The 21,451-nt window shown below is 72.2% G+C and carries 20 protein-coding genes, 2 pseudogenes and 1 riboswitch; of the genes and pseudogenes, 10 read left to right on the top strand and 12 right to left on the bottom strand.

What is annotated here, in order from left to right; translation table 11 throughout:
• Window positions 1-217: 217 nt before the first annotated feature.
• From ACFY23_RS22150 to ACFY23_RS22130, 5 genes and pseudogenes are all read right to left on the bottom strand, one after another.
• A complete protein-coding gene (locus tag ACFY23_RS22150) occupies window positions 218-1,096 on the bottom strand; it encodes an alpha/beta fold hydrolase (RefSeq protein ID WP_350686070.1) in 879 nt (292 codons plus the stop codon).
• 3 nt (window positions 1,097-1,099) lie between these two features.
• Window positions 1,100-3,016, bottom strand: coding sequence for a helix-turn-helix transcriptional regulator (locus tag ACFY23_RS22145; RefSeq protein ID WP_350686068.1), 1,917 nt, complete (start codon window positions 3,014-3,016; stop codon window positions 1,100-1,102).
• A 265-nt stretch (window positions 3,017-3,281) separates the two neighbouring features.
• Window positions 3,282-3,800, bottom strand: a complete 519-nt coding sequence (locus ACFY23_RS22140) for an ATP-binding protein (protein WP_350686066.1) — start codon at window positions 3,798-3,800, stop codon at window positions 3,282-3,284.
• Window positions 3,801-4,182: 382 nt separating this feature from the next.
• Window positions 4,183-5,103, bottom strand: coding sequence for a phosphotransferase (locus ACFY23_RS22135; protein ID WP_350686065.1), 921 nt, complete (start codon window positions 5,101-5,103; stop codon window positions 4,183-4,185).
• Between the two features lie 109 nt (window positions 5,104-5,212).
• Window positions 5,213-5,434: pseudogene (locus ACFY23_RS22130) on the bottom strand (Type 1 glutamine amidotransferase-like domain-containing protein); the annotation flags it as partial.
• A gap of 96 nt (window positions 5,435-5,530) precedes the next feature.
• On the opposite strand from ACFY23_RS22130, the gene ACFY23_RS22125 reads away from it, so the two are divergent.
• The 4 genes from ACFY23_RS22125 to ACFY23_RS22110 all read left to right on the top strand — a co-directional run bounded on the left by ACFY23_RS22125 (window position 5,531) and on the right by ACFY23_RS22110 (window position 7,637).
• Complete coding sequence (locus ACFY23_RS22125) at window positions 5,531-6,154, top strand: hypothetical protein (RefSeq protein WP_350819549.1); 624 nt, start codon at window positions 5,531-5,533, stop codon at window positions 6,152-6,154.
• 208 nt (window positions 6,155-6,362) lie between these two features.
• Complete coding sequence (locus tag ACFY23_RS22120) at window positions 6,363-6,677, top strand: nitroreductase/quinone reductase family protein (RefSeq protein ID WP_350686062.1); 315 nt, start codon at window positions 6,363-6,365, stop codon at window positions 6,675-6,677.
• The gene (locus ACFY23_RS22115) at window positions 6,649-6,864 is read left to right on the top strand and encodes a nitroreductase/quinone reductase family protein (RefSeq protein ID WP_350686078.1); all 216 of its coding nucleotides are present in this window, start codon (window positions 6,649-6,651) and stop codon (window positions 6,862-6,864) included. Before ACFY23_RS22120 ends, ACFY23_RS22115 begins: the two co-directional genes overlap by 29 nt.
• A 224-nt stretch (window positions 6,865-7,088) precedes the next feature.
• A complete protein-coding gene (locus tag ACFY23_RS22110; protein ID WP_350686060.1) occupies window positions 7,089-7,637 on the top strand; it encodes a nucleotidyltransferase family protein in 549 nt (182 codons plus the stop codon).
• Between the two features lie 189 nt (window positions 7,638-7,826).
• Here ACFY23_RS22110 and ACFY23_RS22105 read toward each other — a convergent pair whose 3' ends face one another.
• Window positions 7,827-8,399 carry a hypothetical protein gene (locus ACFY23_RS22105; protein ID WP_350819551.1) on the bottom strand — a complete coding sequence of 191 codons (573 nt, stop codon included), beginning with the start codon at window positions 8,397-8,399 and terminating at the stop codon, window positions 7,827-7,829.
• Window positions 8,400-8,578: 179 nt separating this feature from the next.
• Here ACFY23_RS22105 and ACFY23_RS22100 point away from each other — a divergent pair, with 179 nt between their 5' ends.
• Both ACFY23_RS22100 and ACFY23_RS22095 read left to right on the top strand, forming a co-directional pair.
• Window positions 8,579-9,169: a hypothetical protein gene (locus ACFY23_RS22100; RefSeq protein WP_350819552.1), complete on the top strand. Its 591-nt coding sequence runs from the start codon at window positions 8,579-8,581 to the stop codon at window positions 9,167-9,169.
• A gap of 328 nt (window positions 9,170-9,497) precedes the next feature.
• Window positions 9,498-10,174, top strand: a pseudogene (locus tag ACFY23_RS22095) (phosphotransferase).
• Window positions 10,175-10,276: 102 nt separating this feature from the next.
• On the opposite strand, the gene ACFY23_RS22090 reads toward ACFY23_RS22095, so the two are convergent.
• Window positions 10,277-11,473, bottom strand: a complete 1,197-nt coding sequence (locus ACFY23_RS22090; protein ID WP_350819554.1) for a chorismate-binding protein — start codon at window positions 11,471-11,473, stop codon at window positions 10,277-10,279.
• A 123-nt stretch (window positions 11,474-11,596) separates the two neighbouring features.
• Here ACFY23_RS22090 and ACFY23_RS22085 point away from each other — a divergent pair, with 123 nt between their 5' ends.
• Complete coding sequence (locus ACFY23_RS22085) at window positions 11,597-11,797, top strand: DUF5999 family protein (RefSeq protein ID WP_013286363.1); 201 nt, start codon at window positions 11,597-11,599, stop codon at window positions 11,795-11,797.
• Window positions 11,798-11,922: 125 nt separating this feature from the next.
• Here the strand turns inward: ACFY23_RS22085 and gcvP are convergent, their stop codons facing one another.
• Window positions 11,923-14,745: an aminomethyl-transferring glycine dehydrogenase gene (gene gcvP, locus ACFY23_RS22080; RefSeq protein ID WP_350684006.1), complete on the bottom strand. Its 2,823-nt coding sequence runs from the start codon at window positions 14,743-14,745 to the stop codon at window positions 11,923-11,925.
• Window positions 14,746-14,819: 74 nt separating this feature from the next.
• Window positions 14,820-14,918: riboswitch (glycine riboswitch) on the bottom strand.
• A gap of 16 nt (window positions 14,919-14,934) precedes the next feature.
• Window positions 14,935-15,843 (bottom strand): hypothetical protein, encoded by a 909-nt coding sequence (locus ACFY23_RS22075; protein WP_350684005.1) that lies wholly within the window; start codon window positions 15,841-15,843, stop codon window positions 14,935-14,937.
• A gap of 143 nt (window positions 15,844-15,986) precedes the next feature.
• Between ACFY23_RS22075 and ACFY23_RS22070 the strand changes: the two genes are divergently transcribed.
• On the top strand, window positions 15,987-17,162 hold the full coding sequence (locus ACFY23_RS22070) for a histidine kinase (protein WP_350684004.1): 1,176 nt from the start codon (window positions 15,987-15,989) through the stop codon (window positions 17,160-17,162).
• Window positions 17,159-17,827: a response regulator transcription factor gene (locus ACFY23_RS22065; protein WP_350684003.1), complete on the top strand. Its 669-nt coding sequence runs from the start codon at window positions 17,159-17,161 to the stop codon at window positions 17,825-17,827. The genes ACFY23_RS22070 and ACFY23_RS22065 overlap by 4 nt, the downstream gene beginning before the upstream one ends.
• A 97-nt stretch (window positions 17,828-17,924) precedes the next feature.
• Here the strand turns inward: ACFY23_RS22065 and ACFY23_RS22060 are convergent, their stop codons facing one another.
• Entirely contained in the window at window positions 17,925-18,812 is an 888-nt protein-coding gene (locus tag ACFY23_RS22060) for an NAD-dependent protein deacetylase (RefSeq protein WP_350684002.1), read from the bottom strand.
• An 87-nt stretch (window positions 18,813-18,899) separates the two neighbouring features.
• On the opposite strand from ACFY23_RS22060, the gene ACFY23_RS22055 reads away from it, so the two are divergent.
• Window positions 18,900-19,559 carry an NAD(P)H-binding protein gene (locus ACFY23_RS22055; RefSeq protein WP_350684001.1) on the top strand — a complete coding sequence of 220 codons (660 nt, stop codon included), beginning with the start codon at window positions 18,900-18,902 and terminating at the stop codon, window positions 19,557-19,559.
• A gap of 31 nt (window positions 19,560-19,590) precedes the next feature.
• On the opposite strand, the gene ACFY23_RS22050 is transcribed toward ACFY23_RS22055, so the two are convergent.
• On the bottom strand, window positions 19,591-20,220 hold the full coding sequence (locus ACFY23_RS22050) for a hypothetical protein (protein ID WP_350684000.1): 630 nt from the start codon (window positions 20,218-20,220) through the stop codon (window positions 19,591-19,593).
• Window positions 20,217-21,449 carry a globin domain-containing protein gene (locus tag ACFY23_RS22045; RefSeq protein WP_350683999.1) on the bottom strand — a complete coding sequence of 411 codons (1,233 nt, stop codon included), beginning with the start codon at window positions 21,447-21,449 and terminating at the stop codon, window positions 20,217-20,219. Before ACFY23_RS22045 ends, ACFY23_RS22050 begins: the two co-directional genes overlap by 4 nt.
• Window positions 21,450-21,451 lie beyond the last annotated feature (2 nt).

Here is a 21,451-nt window from a genome sequence, read left to right as displayed (position 1 = left end):
CCGACTCGGCGATCCGGTGGGATGCCGGCGCGGCGAACCGCGCCAGCTGCGCGACCCACACCGCGACGAGTCGGACGGCGAGCACGGTTGAGCGCAGACCCCGTACGGTCGAAGGCGATCCGGCGGGAGTCCTGACTCCGGCCGGACCGCCTTCTTCCTGGGCCTGAGGGTCGCGCCCAGGTGCAGTCGGGTGGCGGCGCGCCCGCCCAGCCAAACGTCACCCGGCCGTATGCGCGAGGATGGCGGCGGCCAGTTCCTCGTGCACCTCCGGCGGCAGCGTGTGGCCCATGCCCGCCACGATCATCAGCCGCGCCCCCGGGATCTGCTCGGCGATGACCGCGCCGTGGCCCGGCTTGACCGGCTCGTGGCTGCCCTGGATGACCAGCGTGGGCGCCTTCACCTGGTGCAGCACGCCCACCGGCTCGAAGTCCGGCTTGGCCGCTGCGGCCAGCCGGTGGTTGGCCGCAGCTGACAGGTCGCGGCCCCGCTCGTGGATCCGTTCCTGCAGCCGACGCGCCGCGTCCTCGTCGAACGGCAGCCCGGTTCCGTGCAGCACGCGCTGCTCGGCGATCATGCCGTCGATCCGGGCGCGCCGGTCCGCCGGCGGCGGGGCGGCCATCAGCGCGCGGTAGAAGGCCACGAACTCCGGCGCCGGCTCGGACAGGCTCCCCTCGGGCTGCGGTTGCCCCATCAGAGCCCGCATGAGCACCTGACCTTCGCCGCCGCCGAGGGGTGAGGAGCCGATGACGGTCAGCGAGCGCACCCGCTCCGGCCGCTCCACCGCGACGAACTGGCCGAGCAGCCCGCCCGCCGAGTGGCCGACCAGGTGCGCGCTCTCCAGGCCGTGGGCGTCCAGCACGCGGTACACGTCGTTCTTGATGTCGTCCCACGTGTACGGCTCCGCCGCGAAGTCGACCGTGTCCGACATGCCGGTGTCACGGTGGTCGTACCGGATCACCCGGCGGCCGCCGGCGACAAGGCGGCCGACGAACTCGTCCGGCCACAGGATGCCCTGTGACATCGACCCCATGATCAGCAGGATCGGCGCATCCGTCACGGCGCCGAACTCTTCACTCCAGATGTTCACGTCATGCATGTCTCACAGCATGTCCGCCCCCGTTACTGGTGCCTTCTGTAGAACTACTAGTCGCGCCAGCTCCGTACGGGAGCCGATGCCCAACTTCGGATAGATCTTGTACAGGTGGTACTCGACCGTGCGCGGGCTCAGGAAGAGCTGGGCAGCGATCTGCTTGCTCGACAACCCGTCGGCGACCAGGCCCGCGATGCGCAGCTCCTGCGGCGTCAGGGCGTCGAGCGCCGCCGAGCGTGGGGCCTGCCCGCTCTCGCCCGCCGCTCGCAGCTCACCTTGTGCGCGCCTCGCCCACGGCCGCGCGCCCGCCCGCTCGAACGTCTCCCACGCCATCCGCAGATGCGCCCGCGCCTCGCCCGGCCGCTGCGCGCGGCGCAGGCGCTCACCGAGCAGCAGAGCCGTCCTGGCCGCCTCGAACGGGTTGGTGTGCAGCCGCAGCGCCTCGCCGAAGGCGTCCTCGGACGACTCGGCCAGGCCCCGGCAGCGGGCCAGCAGAGCGTGCGACTCGGGTGTCGTGGCGTGCGCCGACGACCGCTTGTACGCCTCCAGCGCTGCCCGCGCACCCGCGTCGTCCCCCGCGCCCACGGCGGCCTCCACGCGATCCGGCGCCGTCCGCCACACCACGGCGGGATGCCCGACGCCCGGTCCGGCCGCGGCGAGGGCCGTGAAACGGTCGTGCGCCGTCGCGTGGCGTCCCAGGCACAGGTCGAGTAGCGCCAGCGCGTACGCGGCGACCCCCGCCCGCAGACCCACCCGATGCGGTACGGCGATGGCCAGCGCCTCGCGGGCCTGCCGTTCGCAGGTCTCCTCCTCGCCCCGCAGCGCCGCCAGGACGGCCAGGTTCGCCAGGTGCGCGGCCACGGTGTTCTCATAGCCGGCCTCGCGGGCCAGTTCCAGGCCCTCCTCGGAAACGGCCTGGCTGCTCGCCAGCCGCCCCGCCATGCGCTCGGCCGTCGCCACGAACTCCAGCACGACCGGCAGCTGCCCGGTCATCCCCGACACCCTGGCCACCCGCCCGGCCCGGTCGGTCATCTCGGTCGCCAGGTCCGACTCGCCCAGTTGGCTGGCCGCGGCCGCCGCCCACAGGTACTCCGCCGCCTCCCCCCGCTCGCCGACCCGCGCCAGCGCCCGCCGCAACAGGCCCGGCCCGGCAGCGTCGCCGTCCAGCGTCAGGCCGATCCCGGCCACCGTGTCCCGCAGGAACCCCTCGGGATGCGCTGCCGCCCTCCGCCCGAACTCGATGATGGCCGTCGTGTCGCCGACGTACGAGGCGGCCTCCGCGGCATCGGCCAGCATGTCCAGGCTGTCGCCCGCAGCCAGGATCCGCACGGCCTCGGCGGCGTTGCCGGCGTTCAGCTCGAACCGGCCGCGGAGCTGGGCGATCTCCGCGGCGAGACCGGCATCCGCGCCGGCCAGGTCGCGGGCCTCGGCCAGCAGCGACTCCGCCTGCCCCGGACGGCCACCGAGCCAGGCCGCGACGGCGGCGTCCTTCAGTCGTGCGGCACGGGCGCGTGGCTCGGGGGTCAGCTCGGCGGCGCGGGCCAGGGCGGTGGCGGCGGTGCCGTACCCGCCGCGATCGCGCGCCCGCTGCGCGGCGGCCACCAGCTCGGCGGCGACCCGCTCGTCCTGGCCCAAGGCGGCGCCGGCCAGGTGCCAGGCGCGACGGTCCCCCTCGGTGAGATCCGCCAGGACGGCATGTACCCGGCGGATCTCCGCGGGGGTGGCCGCCTCGTACACCGCCGACCGGATGAGCGGGTGGCGGAACTGTACGCGCGTGCCCGAGAGCTCGGCCAGCCCGGACTCCTCCAGCTCGGCCAGCGCTGTCCGCCCCGTCCAGGCCCCCGTGTCGTCGTCCCCGCGCCGTGCCGTTCGCCCGGCGGACAACCGGTCGGTAGCGCGCAGCACCAGGTCGAGACCGGCCTCCACGGCGACGACCAGAGCGAACAGCTGGCGGAGGCGGACAACGCAGCCACCCGATCGCCGAACAGCCGGACACCACCGGGGAGCGGGTCAGGCAGCGGTTCGCGTCCGGCGAGCTGCGCGGGCGTCAGGTGGGCGGCGATCTCACCCAGGACGAGCGGGTTCGCGCCGGTCAGCGTGACGAGTTTCCGCGCCACACCCGGCGACACACCCCAGCGGGACTCCAGCATCTCGGCCGCTGCGTCCCCGGGCAGGCCACGCACGTCCACCGTCACGGGCACACCCTTGACCGGAGCGTCCCCACGCACGGCGAACAACATCGCGATCTTTCTGTCCCCAGCCGCCTGGCGGCGAACAGCAGTGCGTCGGCCGATGCCCGGTCGACCCACTGGAAGTCGTCGACCACGCAGATCAGCCCGTCCGGCGCGGCAGCTTCGGACAGCAGCGAGAGCACGCCCGCGCCCAGCAGGTACCGATCGCCAGCAGTGCCGGCGGCGAGGCCCAGCGCCGCGCGCACCGCGTCGCGCTGCGGTGCGGGCAGCGCCTCGAGCGAGCCGGTCACCGGCCACAGCACCTGGTGCAGCGCCGCGAACGCGAGGTCGGACTCGGCCTTGACGCCGGTGGCCCGCAGCACGCGCATCGCGCCGCCTCGCCCGGCCGCCGCGTCGAGCAGGGCCGTCTTGCCCACGCCGGCCTCGCCCCGCAACACCACCGCACCGCCGTAGCCGTCGTACGCCCGCGCGATCACCCCGTCGAGTACGCCGGTTTCCGCGGATCTGCCGTAGAGCACGATCGCCCACTGTAGGAGACCTGCCCGCCGCCCCGTCCGCACGGGGCGCGGCGCTCACCGCGCACAACATCCCCGGGACAAGGTCTTCAGCGAGGAGATCGACACCCGTGTACGGGTGCGCCACCGCGTCAGCGGCTACCAGCCAGCCCTGCTGGCCGGGGCGCGTAATCCAACTGTCTTGTATTCGTGTTCATGGCTCGTCCGGCAATCACGGTGAGTCACGCCGAGCATGGCGCCGGCGGCGAGATCTGCACCCACGATCATCGCCTGATAACGCGGCGGGCGATCTGGATGCCGTACTGACCGTGAGGGTGTCCAAACGACTGGCGCACCATGTCTGCGGCAGATGAGTGCGTTCACACTCACCGAACTCGGTCAGACTCTAGGAGGGAATCGTCGTCGCTCGGGCAGCCCAGGCATCGACGATGCGGTCCAGGGTGCGCCTGCCCCACCGGCTCATCGTCGGGTTGGAGTCGAGGTAGTACCAGACCAGCCCCATCGCCTGCTGGAACGCCCAAGCCATCCCGCGTCGCCACTGGACGTCGCCGCATCCGAGCTCGCGGCGGAGGATGCCGCGCTGGTGCTCGTCGAGGAGGTGCCAGGCCGCCACGAGGTCGAGCGCCGGGTCCGCCGGGCCGAAGCCGCCGCCGTCCAGGACGCCGACGAGACGGCCGTCTTCGACGAGGACGTTGGGCGGGATGAGGTCGCGGTGGCACATCGCGTCCTCGTCGACCTCGGGCAGCGTCCGAAGCTCCGCCCAGATCCGCCGCAGGAGGGGTACGTCGAGCAGGTCCTCGCTCTGCCGGAAGCATGTCTCGAGCCATTCGTCGTGGTCCGGGAGGTGCCCGCCGCGACCGACGCCGTCGAAGCGTCGCCCACGGGTGTCGGCGGCGCGCATCCCGGCGATGAGCTCGGCCAGGTCATGGGCGAACGCGTTCGACCCTGCGGAGTCCTCGACCGTCGCGTCGTGGCCGGACAGCCAGGTCTGCACGCTCCACGGCAGCGGATAGCCCGCGCCCGGCTCCCCGAGCGCCACCGGCTCCGGGGTGGGCACGGTGGCGGCGTCGGCCAGTTCACGCGCGGCCTCGGCCTCGGCCGCCAGCGACGCGCGGGCCTGCGCCGGGTCGTGACCGACCAGCGGGAAGCGGGCGGCCAGGTCGTCGCCGATCCGGAAGATCGCGTTCACGGTCCCAGGCGTGCGCAGCTCGGTGACCGGCAGTCCGCGCCACTGAGGGAACTGCACCTCGACCAGCTGGCGGACGGTCTGCGCGTCGACGTGGAGCTGGTCGGCGTGCATCGTCATGCCGCCATTCTCCTGTCGGCGACCGCGGGCGTCCTCCGACTTTCGCGCGGCAGGCTCGGCACCGTCGCCCGACCAGCCGCCAGTGCCCGGTCGAGACGACGTCCACCTTGTCGCCGCGGACCCGGATCGCGGAGTCGTCGTCGAGCAGGTAGAGCGGGAAGTCCACGCTCGCCGCAAGCCGGTCCGCCCATGCCTCGTCGCGGTTTGGGAAGGACGGGGAGTCGAGGTGAGGCTTGACGTACCAGTCGAACAGCACGTCCGCACATCGGCATGGTCGGGTGTTCGCTGCTGTGGTCGCTCGTGACGCGCCGCGACGCCCGGTCGGCGGCATGAGCGTGCGTCCAATCACGGCACTGTGGCAGGCATAGCGATGCAGGATCGAACGTAAACGCGATGCGGTCCAGGTATGACCACCGATGATCGGTAGGTGGAAGAGGTACGCGAGGCCGACGGTCTGCGTGGCCGTTTCGAGGGCAAGTTGCGCGACCTGCGCGGGCGGCGCCTGACGTCGGTCGACTACTGGGACGTTCACAGCTTCGGCCCGGAACCCGCGCCATGGGACTACGGCGACTGGCATCACGCCGTCATGGGCGTTCAGCTCGGCACCGACCTCGGCTCCGTGACCGTGACCTGGACCAACACGTTCTATCCCTATGGTGTCGAGGTCTTCCACGAGCCGATCGGACATCACCTCGTCCTCGGCGAATCCGGCCCGGAGCGGGTCGGCCCGGGCGTCGACGGCCAGAGTCCCTGGGCTCCACTTCTCGGATCGAGGGTTCGCGGCACGGCCTGCCGCTGGGAGCAGTTCCACATCGGGCCGAGCCGGCGGGCGGACGGCAGCATCGCCGCGCCGGCGCATTCGGTCGACGTGCCCGTCGCGTTGCGCTTGGACTTCGCCACAGGTTCGATCTGGTTCGTCGCTGCCATCCCGCAGCTGCCCGACCCGCAGGGCGTCTTCATCCTCGGCGACGAAATCATGGTGGTCTTCTCCGGCGAGAAGATGCGCGACATGGGCTTCGACGACCCCGCGTTCCTTGGTACATCCCAGTGACCAGCCCGACCAGTTCGGCCCCAACCGTGGCCGTAGGTGCACCTGATCAAGAGGTTCGGTAGGGTGCCGCCGCGCACGACCGGCGGCATGAGCGGACGTTGACCGCTGCTTGATCGGGTGGGCAAGCCGGCTGTCAGCAGACCGTGTGGCGCTACCGGCCTGCCGCTGGCTGCCATTCGTGCGTGACAGCGGCCAATACGATGGAGGAGTGACCGAGTCGAACCTGCGTCCTGCCAAGAAGCCGTGGTTGCCGCCCCGTTGGTTCATTCGGCTGTTCTGGTCGGCTCATCGGGGCGTGTTCCGGCGTTCCGGCGGCCGGGTCGGACTGTCGCGTCCACGCGGCAACCGGTACGGAATGCTGCGCCTGACCACCGTCGGGCGTCGTACCGGCCAGCAGCGCAGCGTCATCCTCGGGTACTTCGAGGACGGCGCGAATCTGGTCTCGCTGGCCATGAACGGGTGGGGGGGAACCCGAGCCGGCCTGGTGGCTCAATCTGCAGGCGCACCCGGACGCGACCGTTGACCTAGTCGACGGGCCGCGGCCGGTGCGTGGTCATGCGGCGACGGGCGACGAACGGTCGCGGCTATGGGCCCGCTGGCGTGAGATCGACAAGAACCTGGATGGATATGCTGCGCGGCGGTCATCCGAAACTGCGGTGGTGGTCCTGGTGCCCCGGCCCGGCACGTCTGAGGCGTCGCGGGGCACCTGATCGACTGGCTTTGCTGGATGGGCTGATCAATCACGTGTTCATGGACTGCGAATGTCGAGCCGAGGTCGACCGTAACGCCAGGTAGCGAGCTGATTGCGGCATGAGCGGATGTCTGCGGTGGTGATCGCGCCGAGGCACGTCGGGGACAGACCTCGCTCCGTCCTCAGCCCCCGTCTCGCAAGCGGTGCGTACGTCCCCGCTGGTCTAGGGTCCCTGGGGTGGTCATGAGCGCGCAGGACGTTGTGGGTGTGATCGAGTCGGACCCGGGAGCAATGGCAGTCCTTCGGGCTACGGCCGACCTTGGATTACCGGACTGGTGGATTGGTGCCGGCTTCGTACGTAACCGCGTCTGGGACGCGATCAGCAACCTACCGGTCTCGCCGGAGCGCGACGTGGATGTCGCCTACTTCGACCCGGAGAAGCTGGACCCACGTGAGGACGCACGCGCCGAAGCCCAAGCCAGGGTGGCCCTGCCTGGTGTGCCGTGGGAGATTCGTAATCAGGCACGGATGCATCTGCGCAATGGCGATGAGCCCTACACGTCCACCCTGGACGCGATATTTCGCTGGCCCGAAACGGCAACGTGCGTCGCGGTGACTCTACGGGGTGACTCTGTTCGCCTGGTGTCCTGCCATGGGCTGTCTGACCTTGTGGGAATGGTTGTCCGCCCCTCTCCAGCCTTCGACAACGCAGCGGGCCGCGCGAAGGTACGGCGCCGCGTGGAGGCCAAGGGATGGCTCGACCGATGGGCCGGACTGCGGCTGGAGATCTAGCGCTCACGCCAAGTGAAGAAGGGGTAGGCCCGACAGGACGTCCTCTTCTCGGCACGAGCGGTCGGTTGACTTGTCGGTCTCGCAGGTGCGGCCCCTGACGCCCGCTCGGCGGCAGATTCGTGCGTTCGTCATACCGGAAATCGCGAGGCGCGGGCGTCAGTTCAGGGAAGGGCGCGGTGACCTCGGCTGTCAGGACGTCGGGCAGGTTTGGTCCGCGAAGATGGTGAGGTAGATGCCGGCTGGGCTGGACACCGACCACTGCGGCGACGGCGAGCGGTCGGCGCTGCTGGGCCGCACGTCGACCCGCTGCGTCGGGTGGGAACGCACGATCAGGCGGCTGGGCACGTCCCGCACGCTGCGGCACCAGCTGAGGAAGCCCTCACCGTCGACGGACGGCCCCTGGTCGGGGATCTCCGCGTAGCGCCAGCCCGCGGCATCGGCCGCCGGGTCGTAGGTGCGTCGCAGCTCCGCGTTGCCCCAGTCCCGATCCGGTCGCCAGGACAGGGAGATCGAGGTGCTCGAGACGTCCTCCTTGTTGAGCCGCCGGCATCCCCGGCTGCGGGCCACGTCGCCCACCCGCTGCGCGCCATCCGGCGTCACCGCCAGGACCGGGTCGTCGGCGTACGCGTCGAGCAGCCCCTCCACGTCGGCCGGGAGGCTGCAACCCGGCACCGGCGAGCCGGCCTGGTCGTCCATCACGGCGCACCCACCAAGGGCGAGCGCTAGGAGTACGACGAACAAGGCGGTGGAGCGTCGTCTCATGGCCGCACGATAGTGGTCCCGGTCGCGTCCGGCTGCCCCGTCGTCGCCAGGATTTCGGCTGTACGTCCGGCCCTCAAGTGCTCTCGACCCCACCCGTGACGAGCGCTTCGCGGCGCGTCCGCGCGGGTTGCCTTCCTGTCGATTACGGTTCTGCTTCGTACGGGGCGAAAGAAGGACCAATGTTCGACGAGACTGCGCCGATTCCATCCGGACTACACCACGAACGATTCGTTGCGACGCCACTGACCACCGACACGGCTGCCTTGGATTACGCGTCGTACATGGCAAGCCCGGACATCATTCGCGCACACAGCGACGGCCGGTGGCCCGTCGAGGGGTTCACCCTCGAGGATGACCTGAAACTGGTCGCGAAGCACCAGGCTGATCACGAAAACCGCCGCGCGTTCACGTTTGTCCTCCTCGCCCCGTCTCTGCGCGATGCACTGGGCTGCTTGTACGTGAATCCACTCCGTGAGTACCTTCAACGCGCTGGGGCCGATCGCCGATTCCTCGACGCCGTACCGTCGGCTTCCGCGGTGGTCACTTTCTGGCTGCGCCAAGACCAGCAGGACACCGGTCTGGCAGACGTTGTGGTTGAGGCCGTGAACGACTGGTTGCTCACCGAGTGGCCCTTGGCGACGCACGTGTTTCGCGTCCTGCCCGATGAGCGGTCGTCGTGCACGGCCCTCGACCGACTGAACCTTCGGAAGACCCGCCTCTCCCTGCCGGGCGACACACGGCCCTACGTCTGGTACCAGCCTTCGGTGTAGGCGCCTCGGCGGCAGCATCCGGACATCGACAAATCAGTATGCCGCCGGCGGCACCTGGAACCGATACGCCAACCGCCATGACGCCGGCTAACGCAACAGCCCACGCTCATCGACGTGACGTATCGGGCTCCCTGTGAAGACGTCCGGGCGTGGCGGTGGGCATTCCGGAGAGTGAGAGTCCGCTCCGCTTGTCTCACGTACTGTGGCTTCGCATGACCGACTCCGAGAGCGGGATCACCGCAGCGCTGGTACACGATCTTCTAATGACCAGCATCCGGACCTTGCAGGGCTGGCCATCCGCGAGGTAGCGGGCGGCTGGGACAACCACATGTGGCGCCTTGGGGATCAGCTGGTCGTGCGCATGCCGCGCACGGAACGTACCCCGGATCTCCAGCGCAAGGAGCGCCGGTGGCTGCCCGTCCTGGCCCTGCGCCTTCCGCTCCCAATTCCGATCCTGTGCGGATCGGCGAACCGACCGCGCGCTTCCCGAGACCCTGGAGCATTATGACGTGGGTTCCCGGTGAGCCACTCGACTACACCTCGATCAGCCGCGACGACCACGCGGCCGACACTCTGGCGGGCTTCCTCAGGGCGCTCCATGTCGAGGCGCCCGCCGAGGCGCCGACCAGTTCGGACCGCGGCGCTCACCCCAAGAAGTGCACGGACGGCTTCGAAAAGTTCTTGCAAGCCATTGCCCCCGGTGGCATTGCCGCCGACATCAGGGCCGTCTGGGACGTCTGGGACGATGCCGTTGCCGCCCCCGAGTGGGAGGGCCCGCCGGTATGGCTGCACGGTGACCTCCACCCTGCGAATGTCGTCGTCTCGGACGGGACGCTCTCGGGCGTGATCGATTTTGGTGACATGTTCGCCGGCGATCCGGCGTGGGACCTCGCGGCCGCGTGGCTGCTCCTTCCTGCGGGCGCAGCCTCACGGTTCTTCGAGGTGTACGCGCACACCCAGCCGCTGCAACAACCGGCCTACCACCCGCCGCTGACGCCTCGGTGACCTCGTCAGGCACAACCCCAGCCACGGCAGGGTCCGTTCCGATCCTCCGCGAGGGCCGGGTGGACTCGCTCCTGTCTGGTGCACGCAGCGCCCGACGCCGGGTCAGCGGCCGGCGAGCGCGGCGCGCACGGGCCCGGTCTTGGCGGCGGCCTCGGCGACCTCGGCGTCGGGGTCGCTGCCCCAGGTGATGCCCCCACCCGCCCAGACGTGCACGCGGTCGGCGTCGACGGCGGCGGTGCGGATGGTCAACCCCAGGTCGATCCGCCCCGGGGCGACCCAGCCGAGGGCGCCCATGCTCGCGCCGCGCCCCACCGGTTCGAGGGCGGCGACGCGGTCCAGCGCGGCGAGCTTCGGCGCGCCGGTGACCGAGCCGCCCGGGCAGACCGCGCGCAGCAGGTCGGCCAGGCCGAGCCCGTCGGCGACCGCCGCCGAGACTGTCGACTCGGCCTGCCACAGGTCGCACCAGCGGCGTACGGCGAACAACTCGTCGACGCGCACGCTGCCGGTGCGAGCGACCCGCGCCAGGTCGTTGCGTTCCAGATCGACGATCATCACGTGCTCGGCGCGTTCCTTGGTCGAGGCGAGCAGCTCGGCGCGGCCGGCGGCGGTGGCGGGCCGGGTGCCCTTGATCGGTCGGGTGATCAGCCGCCCGCCGGTCAGCTCGACCAGGGTCTCCGGGCTCGCGCAGCCGATCGCCCAGCCCGCCCCGGCCAGGGTGCCGCCGTAGCGGGCGCCGGGCAGCGCGGCGAGCCGGCCCAGGGCGGGCAGGGGGTCCCCGGCGTACCGGGCGGCGGCGTGCCCGACGAGGTTGACCTGATAGACGTCGCCGCGGCCGATGGCGGCGCGGACCGCGATGACGGCGTCGGCGTGCCGCCGGGGGGTCCAGCTTTCCGCCCAGTCGCCCAGCCACCAGCGCGCGGCGGGCGCCGCGGCGGCCGGCGGGGCGGCCGGGCCGTGGCCGTAGACGACCACGGCGACCTCCGGCAGCGCGGGGGCGGGGTTGGCGGCGCCGGGCGGCCCGCCGGCGAGGACCGCGCCGGCGGCGGCGGAGACGTAGAGGGCGGCCCCGCAGACGCCGGCCGGGTCGTGGCCGGGGGCGGGGCGGGCCAGGTCGTGCAGCGGCAGGCCGTGCGCGGCCAGGAACTCCTGCGCCAGCGCGGCCGGGTCGCCGCCGTCGGCGGGCCGCCACTGCCAGCGGGCCCGCTCGACGAGCGTACGGCGGCAGGCGGCCGGCGCCGCCGGCACATCGCCTCCCGCCCGGAAAAGCGTGTCCACGCCGTCCGGCCTAATCTCCCTCATCCGTTCAGTGGATTTCCCGAAAACGACGCGCATACCTGCTCGATGCCGGCCACTTTCGCTTGGTACTGTGCGTCACTGGTCATGTGAACCATGACACAGTGCCCCCACAGTCCGGAGATCCCGATGTGCCAGCACCAACCCACCTGTCCCTCCGCCGACGCGACCGACCGGGAAGCCGCCCGCGTCCTCGCCTGCTTCCCTGAGCAGGGCTGGAGCCTGCTCTGCAACGGTGTCATCGTCTTCGAGGACACCGGCGAACTGCTCCCCGACGGCCGGACCATCGCCCCGCACCGCGGCCCGGCCCGACACGCCCTCGTCGCCTGACCCGCCACGCTCCGTCACGAAGTCTTGTGGCGTCGACCCAGGCTAGTCCCCCGGTCGGGACCGCCGCCGCCCAGGTCGACGCAACCGCCGGGGCGGCACCACGACCGCCCCGGCGCGCCGCGACCTCAGCTCTCGAACGCCTCCGGTGACGGGCAGGAACACACCAGGTTCCGGTCGCCGTACGCGCCGTCGATCCGCCGCACCGGCGGCCAGTACTTCCCGGCCCGGTCCACCCCGGCCGGGTACGCCCCCACCGACCGCGGGTACGCGTGCGGCCACTCGTCCCCGGACACCATCGCCGCCGTGTGCGGCGCGTTGGCGAGGGGGTTGTCGCCCGCCGGCCATTCCCCGGCGCCCACCTTGTCGATCTCCGCCCGGATGGCGATCATCGCGTCGCAGAACCGGTCCAGCTCGGCCAGGTCCTCGCTCTCCGTCGGCTCCACCATCAGCGTCCCCGCCACCGGGAACGACATCGTCGGCGCGTGGAAGCCGTAGTCGATCAGCCGCTTCGCCACGTCGTCCACGCTCACCCCGGTCGCCTTCGTCAGCGGCCGCAGGTCCAGGATGCACTCGTGCGCCACCAGGCCCTTGTTGCCGGCGTACAGCACCGGGAAGTGCCCGCGCAGCCGCGCCGCCACGTAGTTCGCCGCCAGCACCGCCACCCCGGTCGCCCGGGCCAGCCCCGCCGCGCCCATCATCCGCAGGTACGCCCACGGGATCGGCAGGATCCCCGCCGACCCGTACCGCGCCGCCGAGATGGCCGGCCGGCCGTCGTCGTGCGCGCCCAGCGGGTCGCCGGGCAGGAACGGCGCCAGGTGCGCCCGCACCGCCACCGGACCCACCCCGGGACCACCGCCGCCGTGCGGGATGCAGAACGTCTTGTGCAGGTTCAGGTGCGACACGTCCGCCCCGAACCGGCCCGGCTTGGCGAACCCGACCAGCGCGTTGAGGTTCGCCCCGTCCACGTACACCTGACCGCCGGCGTCGTGGACCTTCGCGCACAGCGACGCGATGCCCGTCTCGTACACCCCGTGCGTCGACGGGTACGTCACCATGATCGCGGCGAGGGCGTCGCGGTGCTTGTCGATCTTCGCGTCCAGGTCGACCAGGTCGACGTTGCCGCCGTCGTCGCAGCCCACCACGACGACCCGCATCCCGGCCATCACGGCGCTGGCCGCGTTCGTGCCGTGCGCCGACGACGGGATCAGGCACACGTCCCGGTGGCCCTCCCCCCGGCTGCGGTGCCAGGCCCGGATGGCCAGCAGGCCCGCCAGCTCACCCTGCGAGCCGGCGTTGGGCTGCACGCTGACCGCGTCGTAGCCGGTCACCTCCGCCAGCCACGCCTCCAGCTGGGCGATCATCTCCCGGTAGCCGGCGGTCTGCGCCTGCGGCGCGAACGGGTGGATGTGCGCGAACTCCGGCCAGCTCACCGGCTCCATCTCGGTGGTCGCGTTGAGCTTCATCGTGCACGACCCGAGCGGGATCATCCCCCGGTCCAGGGCGTAGTCGAAGTCCGACAGCCGCCGCAGGTAGCGCAGCATCGCCGTCTCGGAGTGGTGGCTGCGGAACACCGGGTGGGTCAGGAAGTCCGACGTGCGGGCCAGCGCCTCGGGCAGCCGCGAGTCGGTCTCCCCGTGGGCACGCGGCACCCCGAACGCGTCGCACACCGCGTCCAGGTGCGCGTGGGTGGTGGTCTCGTCGCAGGAGATCCCCACCCGGTCCGCGTCCACCAGCCGCAGGTTGACCCCCCGCTCGGCGGCCGCCGCGACGACCTGGGCGGCCCGGCCGGGCACGGTCGCGGTGACCGTGTCGAAGAACGCGACGTCGGTGACGCTCACCCCGCCGGTGCGCAGCGCGCCCGCCAACCGCGCCGCCATCCCGTGCGTACGCGCCGCGATCGCGCGCAGCCCGTCCGGGCCGTGGTACACGGCGTACATGCCGGCCATCACGGCGAGCAGCACCTGCGCGGTGCAGATGTTGCTGGTCGCCCTCTCCCGCCGGATGTGCTGCTCACGGGTCTGCAACGCCAGCCGGTACGCCGGGTTGCCGTCGGCGTCGCGGGACACCCCCACGAGGCGGCCGGGCAGCATCCGCTCCAGCCCCGCCCGCACGGCCAGGTAGCCGGCGTGCGGCCCACCGAAGCCCATCGGCACCCCGAACCGCTGGGTGGTGCCGGCGGCGATGTCGGCGCCGATCTCCCCCGGCGGGCGCAGCAGCGTCAGGGCCAGCAGGTCCGCCGCCACGGTGACCAGCGCGCCGGCGGCGTGCGCGGCCTCGACCAGGCCCGCGTGGTCGCGTACCGCCCCGGACGCCCCCGGGTACTGCAGGTGCAGACCGAAGAACTCCGCCGGCAGCTCGTCGCGCTCGACGTCGAGCACCCGCACGTCGATGCCGAGCGGCTCGGCCCGGCCGGTGATCACCGCGATGGTCTGCGGCAGGGTGTCGGCGTCGACGACGTACACCGGGCTCTTGCTCTTCGACGCGCGGCGGGCGAGGGTCATCGCCTCCGCCGCCGCGGTGCCCTCGTCGAGCATCGAGGCGTTCGCGGTGGCCAGCCCGGTCAGGTCCGTGACCATCGTCTGGAAGTTCAGCAGCGCCTCCAGCCGGCCCTGGCTGATCTCCGGCTGATACGGGGTGTACGCCGTATACCAGGCCGGGTTCTCCAGCACGTTGCGGCGGATCACCGCCGGGGTGTGCGTGCCGTGGTAGCCCAGGCCGATCATGGACACGGCCACGGTGTTGCGGGCGGCCAGAGCCCGCAGCTCCGCCAGGGCGTCGTGCTCCGTGGCCGGCTCCGGCAGGTCGAGGGTGCCGTGCCAGCGGATCACCTCGGGGATCGCGGCGTCCATCAGCTCGTCGATCGAGCCGTAGCCGACGGCCTCCAGCATCCGGCGCTCGTCGGCCGGATCCGGGCCGATGTGGCGGGCGGCGAACTGCTCTGCGGTCATGGGCGGCGCTCCCGTGGGGCGAGGTCGACAGGTCGGCCTCCCCCTCTGTCGCGCCCGCGCAGCGCTCCACAGTGCCTGCCCACGAGGTCCTTTTGCCTGAGAGGTTCCGGGGAGGATTTGCCCCTTCGGCGCCGCCCTTGGTGCTTCTGGGCGGTCTCTCCCACGTGGGTGGTACCGGCATGGTCAACGCTACCAGCGCCCACTTCCCCGACGGATGTCGTACCCCCGGGGCGCGATCACGGTGAGCTGTGGAGGTGTGACAGCTGTCCGCCGCCCCCAGCGTGTCCTACCGCCGGGCTTGAAGACGGACAGGATCGTCGCGGCCCAGAGCAGGGCGAGGAACAGCGCCATGGCGCCGACCAGCAGGATCCCGGTCTGGCCGGGCTCGGCGGCGGGGTCCCTGGTGCGCGCCGTCAGGTCGTCGATCCACGGGCCCTCGAACGTGGCGAGGACCGGAAGGCTGAGCGCGATGATCAGCTTGGCCAGGACCCGGCGGTGCGTGATCAGCCCCCAGGGCGTGCCGAGGGACACCACCGCGCCGGTGATGAGCGCCAGGAAGACGCTCGGGATCGCCAGGGCGACGTTGAACGTGTCCATGAGCACGTAGGCGCCATGCCGTACCTCGTGCCGGTCTGTGGTCACCCCCACGACGGACAGAACGAGCATCCCGAGGCAGACGCCCAGCCAACCCACGCCGATGCCGATGTGCAGCGTCAGCCACACCTTGCGAGACGTCCGCCCCAGCCGCGGGAAGCGCGGTCGCAGCCCGACCGTGATCATCGTCGACAGCAGCATGCCCAGCCACGGCACCTGGTGGGCGAGCAGGAACAGGAACTGCGCGGGGATGAAGAGCAGGTGGAAGACGATCAGGAGCCGCCGGACGCGCGCGGCGGTCGCCGCGCGGCGCAACGCGAACCAGCTCCCGAAGGAGAGCACCGCGGCAACCGCGTACCCGACCGTCCCGGCGGTCTGGAACAGGGGGTGGTGGGCGTCCTGCCGCAGCGCGACCAAGGCCCCCGCGACGAGCGCGAAGATCCCGAAGGTGACCTGCAGGTTCGTGGGGCTGACCCACCGGCCGAGCCGTTCGTGGATGAGCATGCGGCCAGCGTCGCCAACGGTGCCGTGCCGCCGCGTCGGCCGATCCGGGAAAGCCGGTCGATGGATCGGCGGTGTTTCGCCGGCGTGGCGTACAACTTTCTGCTGACGCGCACACCGGCGCCGGCGCCTAGCCTGTGAGCACGATGAATGCGTCCGACCCGCACCCGGAGACGCCCCGGTACCGCCGCCGCCCCCTGACCGATACGGCAGTGGCGCTCCTCGTCGCGGTGTTCACGGCGACCGGCGGGTTCGGCACCAACGACTTCTTCGGCCCGACGCTCGTCGGACTCGACGACCGCATCCCGCCGCCGTGGCTCGGCATCCCGCTCGCCGTGGGAGTGGGGCTACTGACCCGGTGGCGGTGCAGGCTGCCGGTGATCCTGCTGGCGGGATCACTGCTGGCGAACGCTCTCGTGTCGGCCCACGCGGCCGTCGTGGTCGCGCTGTACACCGTGGGTGTGCGCATCACGGCGTGGCCCAGGGCCGCCGCCGCCACGCTGGCGTCCACGGTCCTGGTGGGCGTGCCGATCTGGCGGTACGCCGGCGCCGACGGCGCGATTCCGATCAGCATGGCGGTGTGTGTCGCGCCGGTGCTCCTGGGCATGTATGTCGGCACCCGGCGCGAGCTGGTGCAACGCATCCGGGAGCGGGCGGAACGCATCGAACGTGAGCAGCAGCAGCGCATCGCCCGGGCCCGAAGCGACGAACGGGCCCACATCGCCCGTGACATGCACGACGTGGTCACCCACCGGGTCTCGTTGATGGTGCTGCAGGCCACGGCCCTCGAGGTCACCAACGGCGAGGACGCGGCCACCATCGGACAACAGATCGGGGCGACCGGGCGCGAGGCGCTCGCCGAACTCCGCGCCCTGGTGGCGGTCCTGCGCAACGACGACGACACCCCGCTCACCCCACAGCCGGGGCTGGCCGACCTGGACGCCCTGATCGAGGAGTCCCGGCGCATCGGCACCCCCGTGACTGTCGACGTGGCGAACCCGACCGGGCAGCGACCCCCGCTGCTCGTGGAACACACGGCCTACCGGTTCGTCCAGGAGGCGCTCACCAACGTGCACAAACACGCGCCGGGAGCACCGACCCGCGTCCGCATCCAGCAGACTGCGCACCTGCTGCGAGTGTCGGTCCGCAACGGCCGCGGGTGGCCGGTCACGGATGCGTCGCTGCCGGTCGGCGGCCACGGGTTGCTCGGGCTCGCCGAACGGGTGCGGCTCGTCGGCGGCGAGTTCACCGCGGGCCCCACCTCCGACGGCGGTTTCGAGGTGACCGCCGAGGTGCCGACCTGCCGAAGCGAGCGGCGATGACGACCGCCACCGCTGCGATCAGGACCCTGATCGTCGACGACGAGTGGATGGTGCGGTCGATGCTGCGCACCATCCTGGAGGCGGCACCCGACATCACGGTGACGGGCGAGGCGTCCGACGGCGTCGAGGCCGTCGACGTCGCACAGACGCTGCGGCCCGACGTCGTACTCATGGACATCCGGATGCCACGAGGCGACGGGCTGACCGCGACCGGGCGAATGGCACGGCTCGACCCGCCGCCGCACGTCGTGGTGCTCACCACGTTCGACCTCGACGAGTACGTGCATGCCGCGCTCCGCAACGGCGCCGTCGGGTTCCTGCTGAAGGACGCGTCGGCCGGCGACATGCTCGCCGCGGTGCGCAGTGCGGCGCGCGGTGACGCGATGATCTCCCCGCGCGTCACCCGCAGGCTGCTGCGGACGTTCGCCGGGCCGGCACCGCAGCGGCGCAGCGAGGCCGAGCGGCGGCTCACCGCGCTCACAGACAAGGAACGAGAGGTGTTGGTCGCCGTCGGCGGCGGTCTGTCGAACATCGAGATCGCCGCCACGCTCTACATGAGCGAGGCGACGGCGAAGACCCACGTCAGCCGGATCCTCGCGAAGCTGGGCCTCACCAACCGGGTGCAGGCGGCGATCCTCGCCCACCGAGCCGGCCTGCTCGACTGATCCTGGTGTCGCCCCCACACGACGCGTTCCCGCACCCGTCCCTCGCCGGGCACCGCGTCACCGCAGCGCCCTTCGCCGCCACCGGGGCACGCGCCGACTACCGCACGGCGGTCAGCCCGGTCGACACCACGCCCGCGCCGCCGTCACCGGCCGCCGGCACGCCCACCGTCCGGTCGGCCAGCGCCGGCAGCAACCGGCCCAGCGGCGCGTCGAGAGTCAACGCCGCGTACCCGTCGCCCCGCGTCGGCCCCTGGTTGACGATCACCACCGGGATGCCCAGCTTCGCCGCGCGCAGCACGAACCGGCGACCCGACATCACCGTCAACGACGACCCCAGCACCAGCAGCAGCCGCGCCCCCTGCACCATGTCGAAGCAGCGGGCCACCCGCGGCGCCGGCACCGTCTCACCGAAGAACACCACGTCGGGCTTGAGCACGCCGGTGCCGCAGAACGTACAGTCGACCGTCCGGAACCGCGCCACCTCGTCGTCGGCGAGATCCACGTCACCGTCCGGGTTGACCGCCGCGACCCGCGCGTCGAACCCCGGGTTCGCCTCCCGCAGCCGCCGGTCCAACTCCTCCCGGGACGTCTGGTTGCCGCACCCCAGGCACACCACCTCGTCGAGGCGACCGTGCAGCTCCACCACCCGCGGGCTGCCCGCCGCCGTGTGCAACCCGTCGACGTTCTGCGTGATCACCCCGTCGACCAGGCCGCCGCGCTGCAACCGGGCCACCGCCCGATGCCCGTCGTTCGGGGCCGCCCGCGCGATCACCCGCCACCCCAGGTGGCTGCGCGCCCAGTAACGCCGCCGCGCCTGCGCGTCCCGGGTGAACACCTGATAGGTCATCGGGGTGTGCCGGCGGGCCGCCCCGCTGGGCCCCCGGTAGTCCGGGATGCCCGACTCGGTCGACAGGCCCGCCCCGCTCAACACCACCACACCACCGCCCGCCACCAGGCCGGCCAGCGCGTCGATCGTCTCCGTCACCCGTCCATGCTGCCTCAGCGACCCGCGACCCGCCGAACACCCGCGACCCCGCCACCGAGTGCCGCGGCGGCGACTAGGTTGGCCGGTATGCGCGTCGTCATCGCCGGAGGCCACGGCAAGATCGCCCGACTGACCCACCGGGAACTCGCCGGACGCGGCGACACCGCCGTCGGCCTGATCCGCAACCCCGACCACGCCGCCGCGCTGACCGCCGCCGGCGCCCACCCCGTCGTCGCCGACCTCGAACACGTCGGCGTCGACGACCTCGCCGGCCACCTCGACGGCGCCGACGCGGTGGTCTTCGCCGCCGGCGCCGGCCCCGGCAGCGGCGCCGCCCGAAAGGACACCGTCGACCGGGCCGCCGCCGTGCTGCTCGCCGACGCCGCCGAACGCGCCGGCGTCCGCCGCTACGTGCAGGTCTCCTCCGTCGGCGTGGAAGGCGAGCCGCCCGCCGGCACCGACGAGGTGTTCACGGCGTACCTGCGGGCGAAGAAGGCCGCCGAGGACGACCTGACCCGCCGCGACCTCGACTGGACCGTGCTGCGACCCGGCCGGCTCACCGACGACCCACCCACCGGGCGGATCACCCTCGCCCGGCACGTGCCCCCGGGCGCGGTCACCCGCGCCGACGTCGCCCGCGTGCTGCTCGCCCTGCTCTACGAGCCCCGCACGACCGGGCTGATCCTCGAACTGGTCGGTGGGGAAACCCCGATCGCCGACGCCGTCGCCTCCGTCGCCGCCGGCTGACCGGCCGCCGCCGCCGCGGCGGCGGCCCCCGCTAGCCGCCCAGCACCGTCCGCAGCCGCGCGCTGGCCGCCCCGGCCGCGTGGGCGTCGGCCCGCAACTGCTCCGACTGCGCCGACAGGTGCTCCTGCCACTGGCTCAGCTGCTGCTGCGCCGTCGTCACCGCCGCCACCAGCGCCGCGTGCCGGCCCTCCAGCTCCCGCACCTGCCGCCGCAGGTCCTCACCCCGAGGCTCCCCCTGAGGGGACAGGGACCCCGCCCGGCGGTGCGCCTCGGCGAGGATCTCGTCGGCCTGCCGCCGGGCGTCGGCAATGATCTCCGCGCCCTCCGTGCTGGCCTCGCTGATCGTCCGGTTCGCCTCGTCCTGCGCCCGCACCGCCAACTCGACCACCACCGGGTCCGGGCCCTGCGGGGCGGTGCTGGGCAGCGCGCCGTGACGCAGCATCTCCACCTGCCGCACCAGCCCGTCGTTCTCCCGCCGCAGCCGATCCACCTCACCGTCGAGCAACGCCATCCGCCCGTCGAACGACCGGGCCAGGCCGGCGACCTCGTCGGCGGACAGCCACTGGCTGCCCCGGAAACGGCGCGCCTCCAGCGCACCCAACGCCCTGGTCAGCTCGCCGGCCGCCGCGGTGGAGACCCGGTCGTCATGATCGATGCTCATCGGACACCTGTCCAACTGAAGTCCTGCGGCGCGGCCGCGGCCGCGTTCGCGAGAGGTGGATAAAGAGACTGGTCGTAACTCTCGACCAGGATCCGCTGCGGCGGCACACCGGACACCGTCAGGGCGGTGATCGTCTCCCGAGTCATCTCCGGGCTGCCGCACACCAGCACCTCGGTGTCCCGCCACGGACCCAACCGCACCGCGGTCTGACCGGCCGTGCCCACCTCGCCCTGCCACTGCCAGCCGGTCTCCACCGTCGGCACGTACCGCAACCACCCGCCACCCACACCGGAACGCCACGACCCCGCCGCCGGCGTCGCCGCCAACTCCCGCAACGCCTGGTCGTCGTACAGGTCGTCGGGAGTCTTACCACCCACCACCAGCGTCGTCTCACGCCCCGGCCCCTGCTGCAACGCCTCCACCACCGCCCGCAACGGCGCCAACCCGGTGCCGCCCGCCACCAGCAGCAACGGCAACTGCGGCGACCGGTCGTACGACGACAACGCCGCCCCCACCGGCAACCCCAACAGCAACTGGTCGCCCTCGCGCAGCTTGCGCACCAGATGCGTGGAGAACCGGCCCGCGGCCCGCACGTGGAACTCGATCGTCCCGTCGGCACGCGGCGCGTTCGCCGGCGACAGATACCGCCACATACGCAACTGCGGCACCTGAACCGGCAGCGACTGCCCCGGCAGGTAGTCGCACAGGTAGTTCGGGCGGACCGTGAACACGCACACGTCGGCCCGACGCCGCTGCACCCACTGCACCTCCGCCTCCCAGTACGGCGGCGTCGACCGCTCCGCCTCCGCCGCACCGGTGAGCATCAACCGCGCCACCATCTCGTACGCCGCCGCCCACTCCGCGCGCAGCGCCGGCGTCCACCGTGGCCCGAGGAACCGTTCCAGCGTCGCCAGCAACGCCTGCCCGACCCAGATGTAGTGCCACTCCGCCAACAGCACCGGCCGACCCTGCTGGTCCTCGCCCCGGAACCGGCGGTGGTCGGCCCCCAGCCGCTGCGCGAACGCCGCCAACTCCCGCTCGTCGTCGACGTGGGTGATGATGTGCCCCAACGCCGCGAGCAGCTTGTCCTGCTGGTACTGCATGTTCGTCGGGAACATCGTGCGGACCTCGGGCGCGATCACGAACAACGTGGCGTAGAAGTACTTCGCCGCCTCCGGACCGGCCACGCAGAACTGCGCCCAACTCTGGCGTAACGCCGCGACGTCCATGC

The sequence above is a fragment of the Micromonospora sp. NPDC000121 genome, from assembly GCF_042899165.1.
Taxonomy (GTDB): Bacteria; Actinomycetota; Actinomycetes; order Mycobacteriales; family Micromonosporaceae; genus Micromonospora.
Note: the sequence above shows the minus strand (reverse complement) of the source record. Positions and strands in the feature narration are given on the sequence as shown.

Excerpts from the sequence above, each read along its gene's own strand:
- ACFY23_RS22085 (WP_013286363.1), top strand. The coding sequence starts at position 11,597 with ATGTGCCAGCACCAACCCACCTGTCCCTCCGCCGACGCGACCGACCGG.
- ACFY23_RS22110 (WP_350686060.1), top strand. The coding sequence starts at position 7,089 with ATGAGCGCGCAGGACGTTGTGGGTGTGATCGAGTCGGACCCGGGAGCA.
- ACFY23_RS22150 (WP_350686070.1), bottom strand. The coding sequence starts at position 1,096 with ATGCATGACGTGAACATCTGGAGTGAAGAGTTCGGCGCCGTGACGGAT.
- ACFY23_RS22100 (WP_350819552.1), top strand. The coding sequence starts at position 8,579 with ATGTTCGACGAGACTGCGCCGATTCCATCCGGACTACACCACGAACGA.
- ACFY23_RS22045 (WP_350683999.1), bottom strand. The coding sequence starts at position 21,449 with ATGGACGTCGCGGCGTTACGCCAGAGTTGGGCGCAGTTCTGCGTGGCC.
- ACFY23_RS22065 (WP_350684003.1), top strand. The coding sequence starts at position 17,159 with ATGACGACCGCCACCGCTGCGATCAGGACCCTGATCGTCGACGACGAG.
- ACFY23_RS22050 (WP_350684000.1), bottom strand. The coding sequence starts at position 20,220 with ATGAGCATCGATCATGACGACCGGGTCTCCACCGCGGCGGCCGGCGAG.
- ACFY23_RS22075 (WP_350684005.1), bottom strand. The coding sequence starts at position 15,843 with ATGCTCATCCACGAACGGCTCGGCCGGTGGGTCAGCCCCACGAACCTG.
- ACFY23_RS22105 (WP_350819551.1), bottom strand. The coding sequence starts at position 8,399 with ATGAGACGACGCTCCACCGCCTTGTTCGTCGTACTCCTAGCGCTCGCC.
- ACFY23_RS22070 (WP_350684004.1), top strand. The coding sequence starts at position 15,987 with ATGAATGCGTCCGACCCGCACCCGGAGACGCCCCGGTACCGCCGCCGC.
- ACFY23_RS22055 (WP_350684001.1), top strand. The coding sequence starts at position 18,900 with ATGCGCGTCGTCATCGCCGGAGGCCACGGCAAGATCGCCCGACTGACC.
- ACFY23_RS22090 (WP_350819554.1), bottom strand. The coding sequence starts at position 11,473 with ATGAGGGAGATTAGGCCGGACGGCGTGGACACGCTTTTCCGGGCGGGA.
- gcvP (WP_350684006.1), bottom strand. The coding sequence starts at position 14,745 with ATGACCGCAGAGCAGTTCGCCGCCCGCCACATCGGCCCGGATCCGGCC.
- ACFY23_RS22135 (WP_350686065.1), bottom strand. The coding sequence starts at position 5,103 with ATGACGATGCACGCCGACCAGCTCCACGTCGACGCGCAGACCGTCCGC.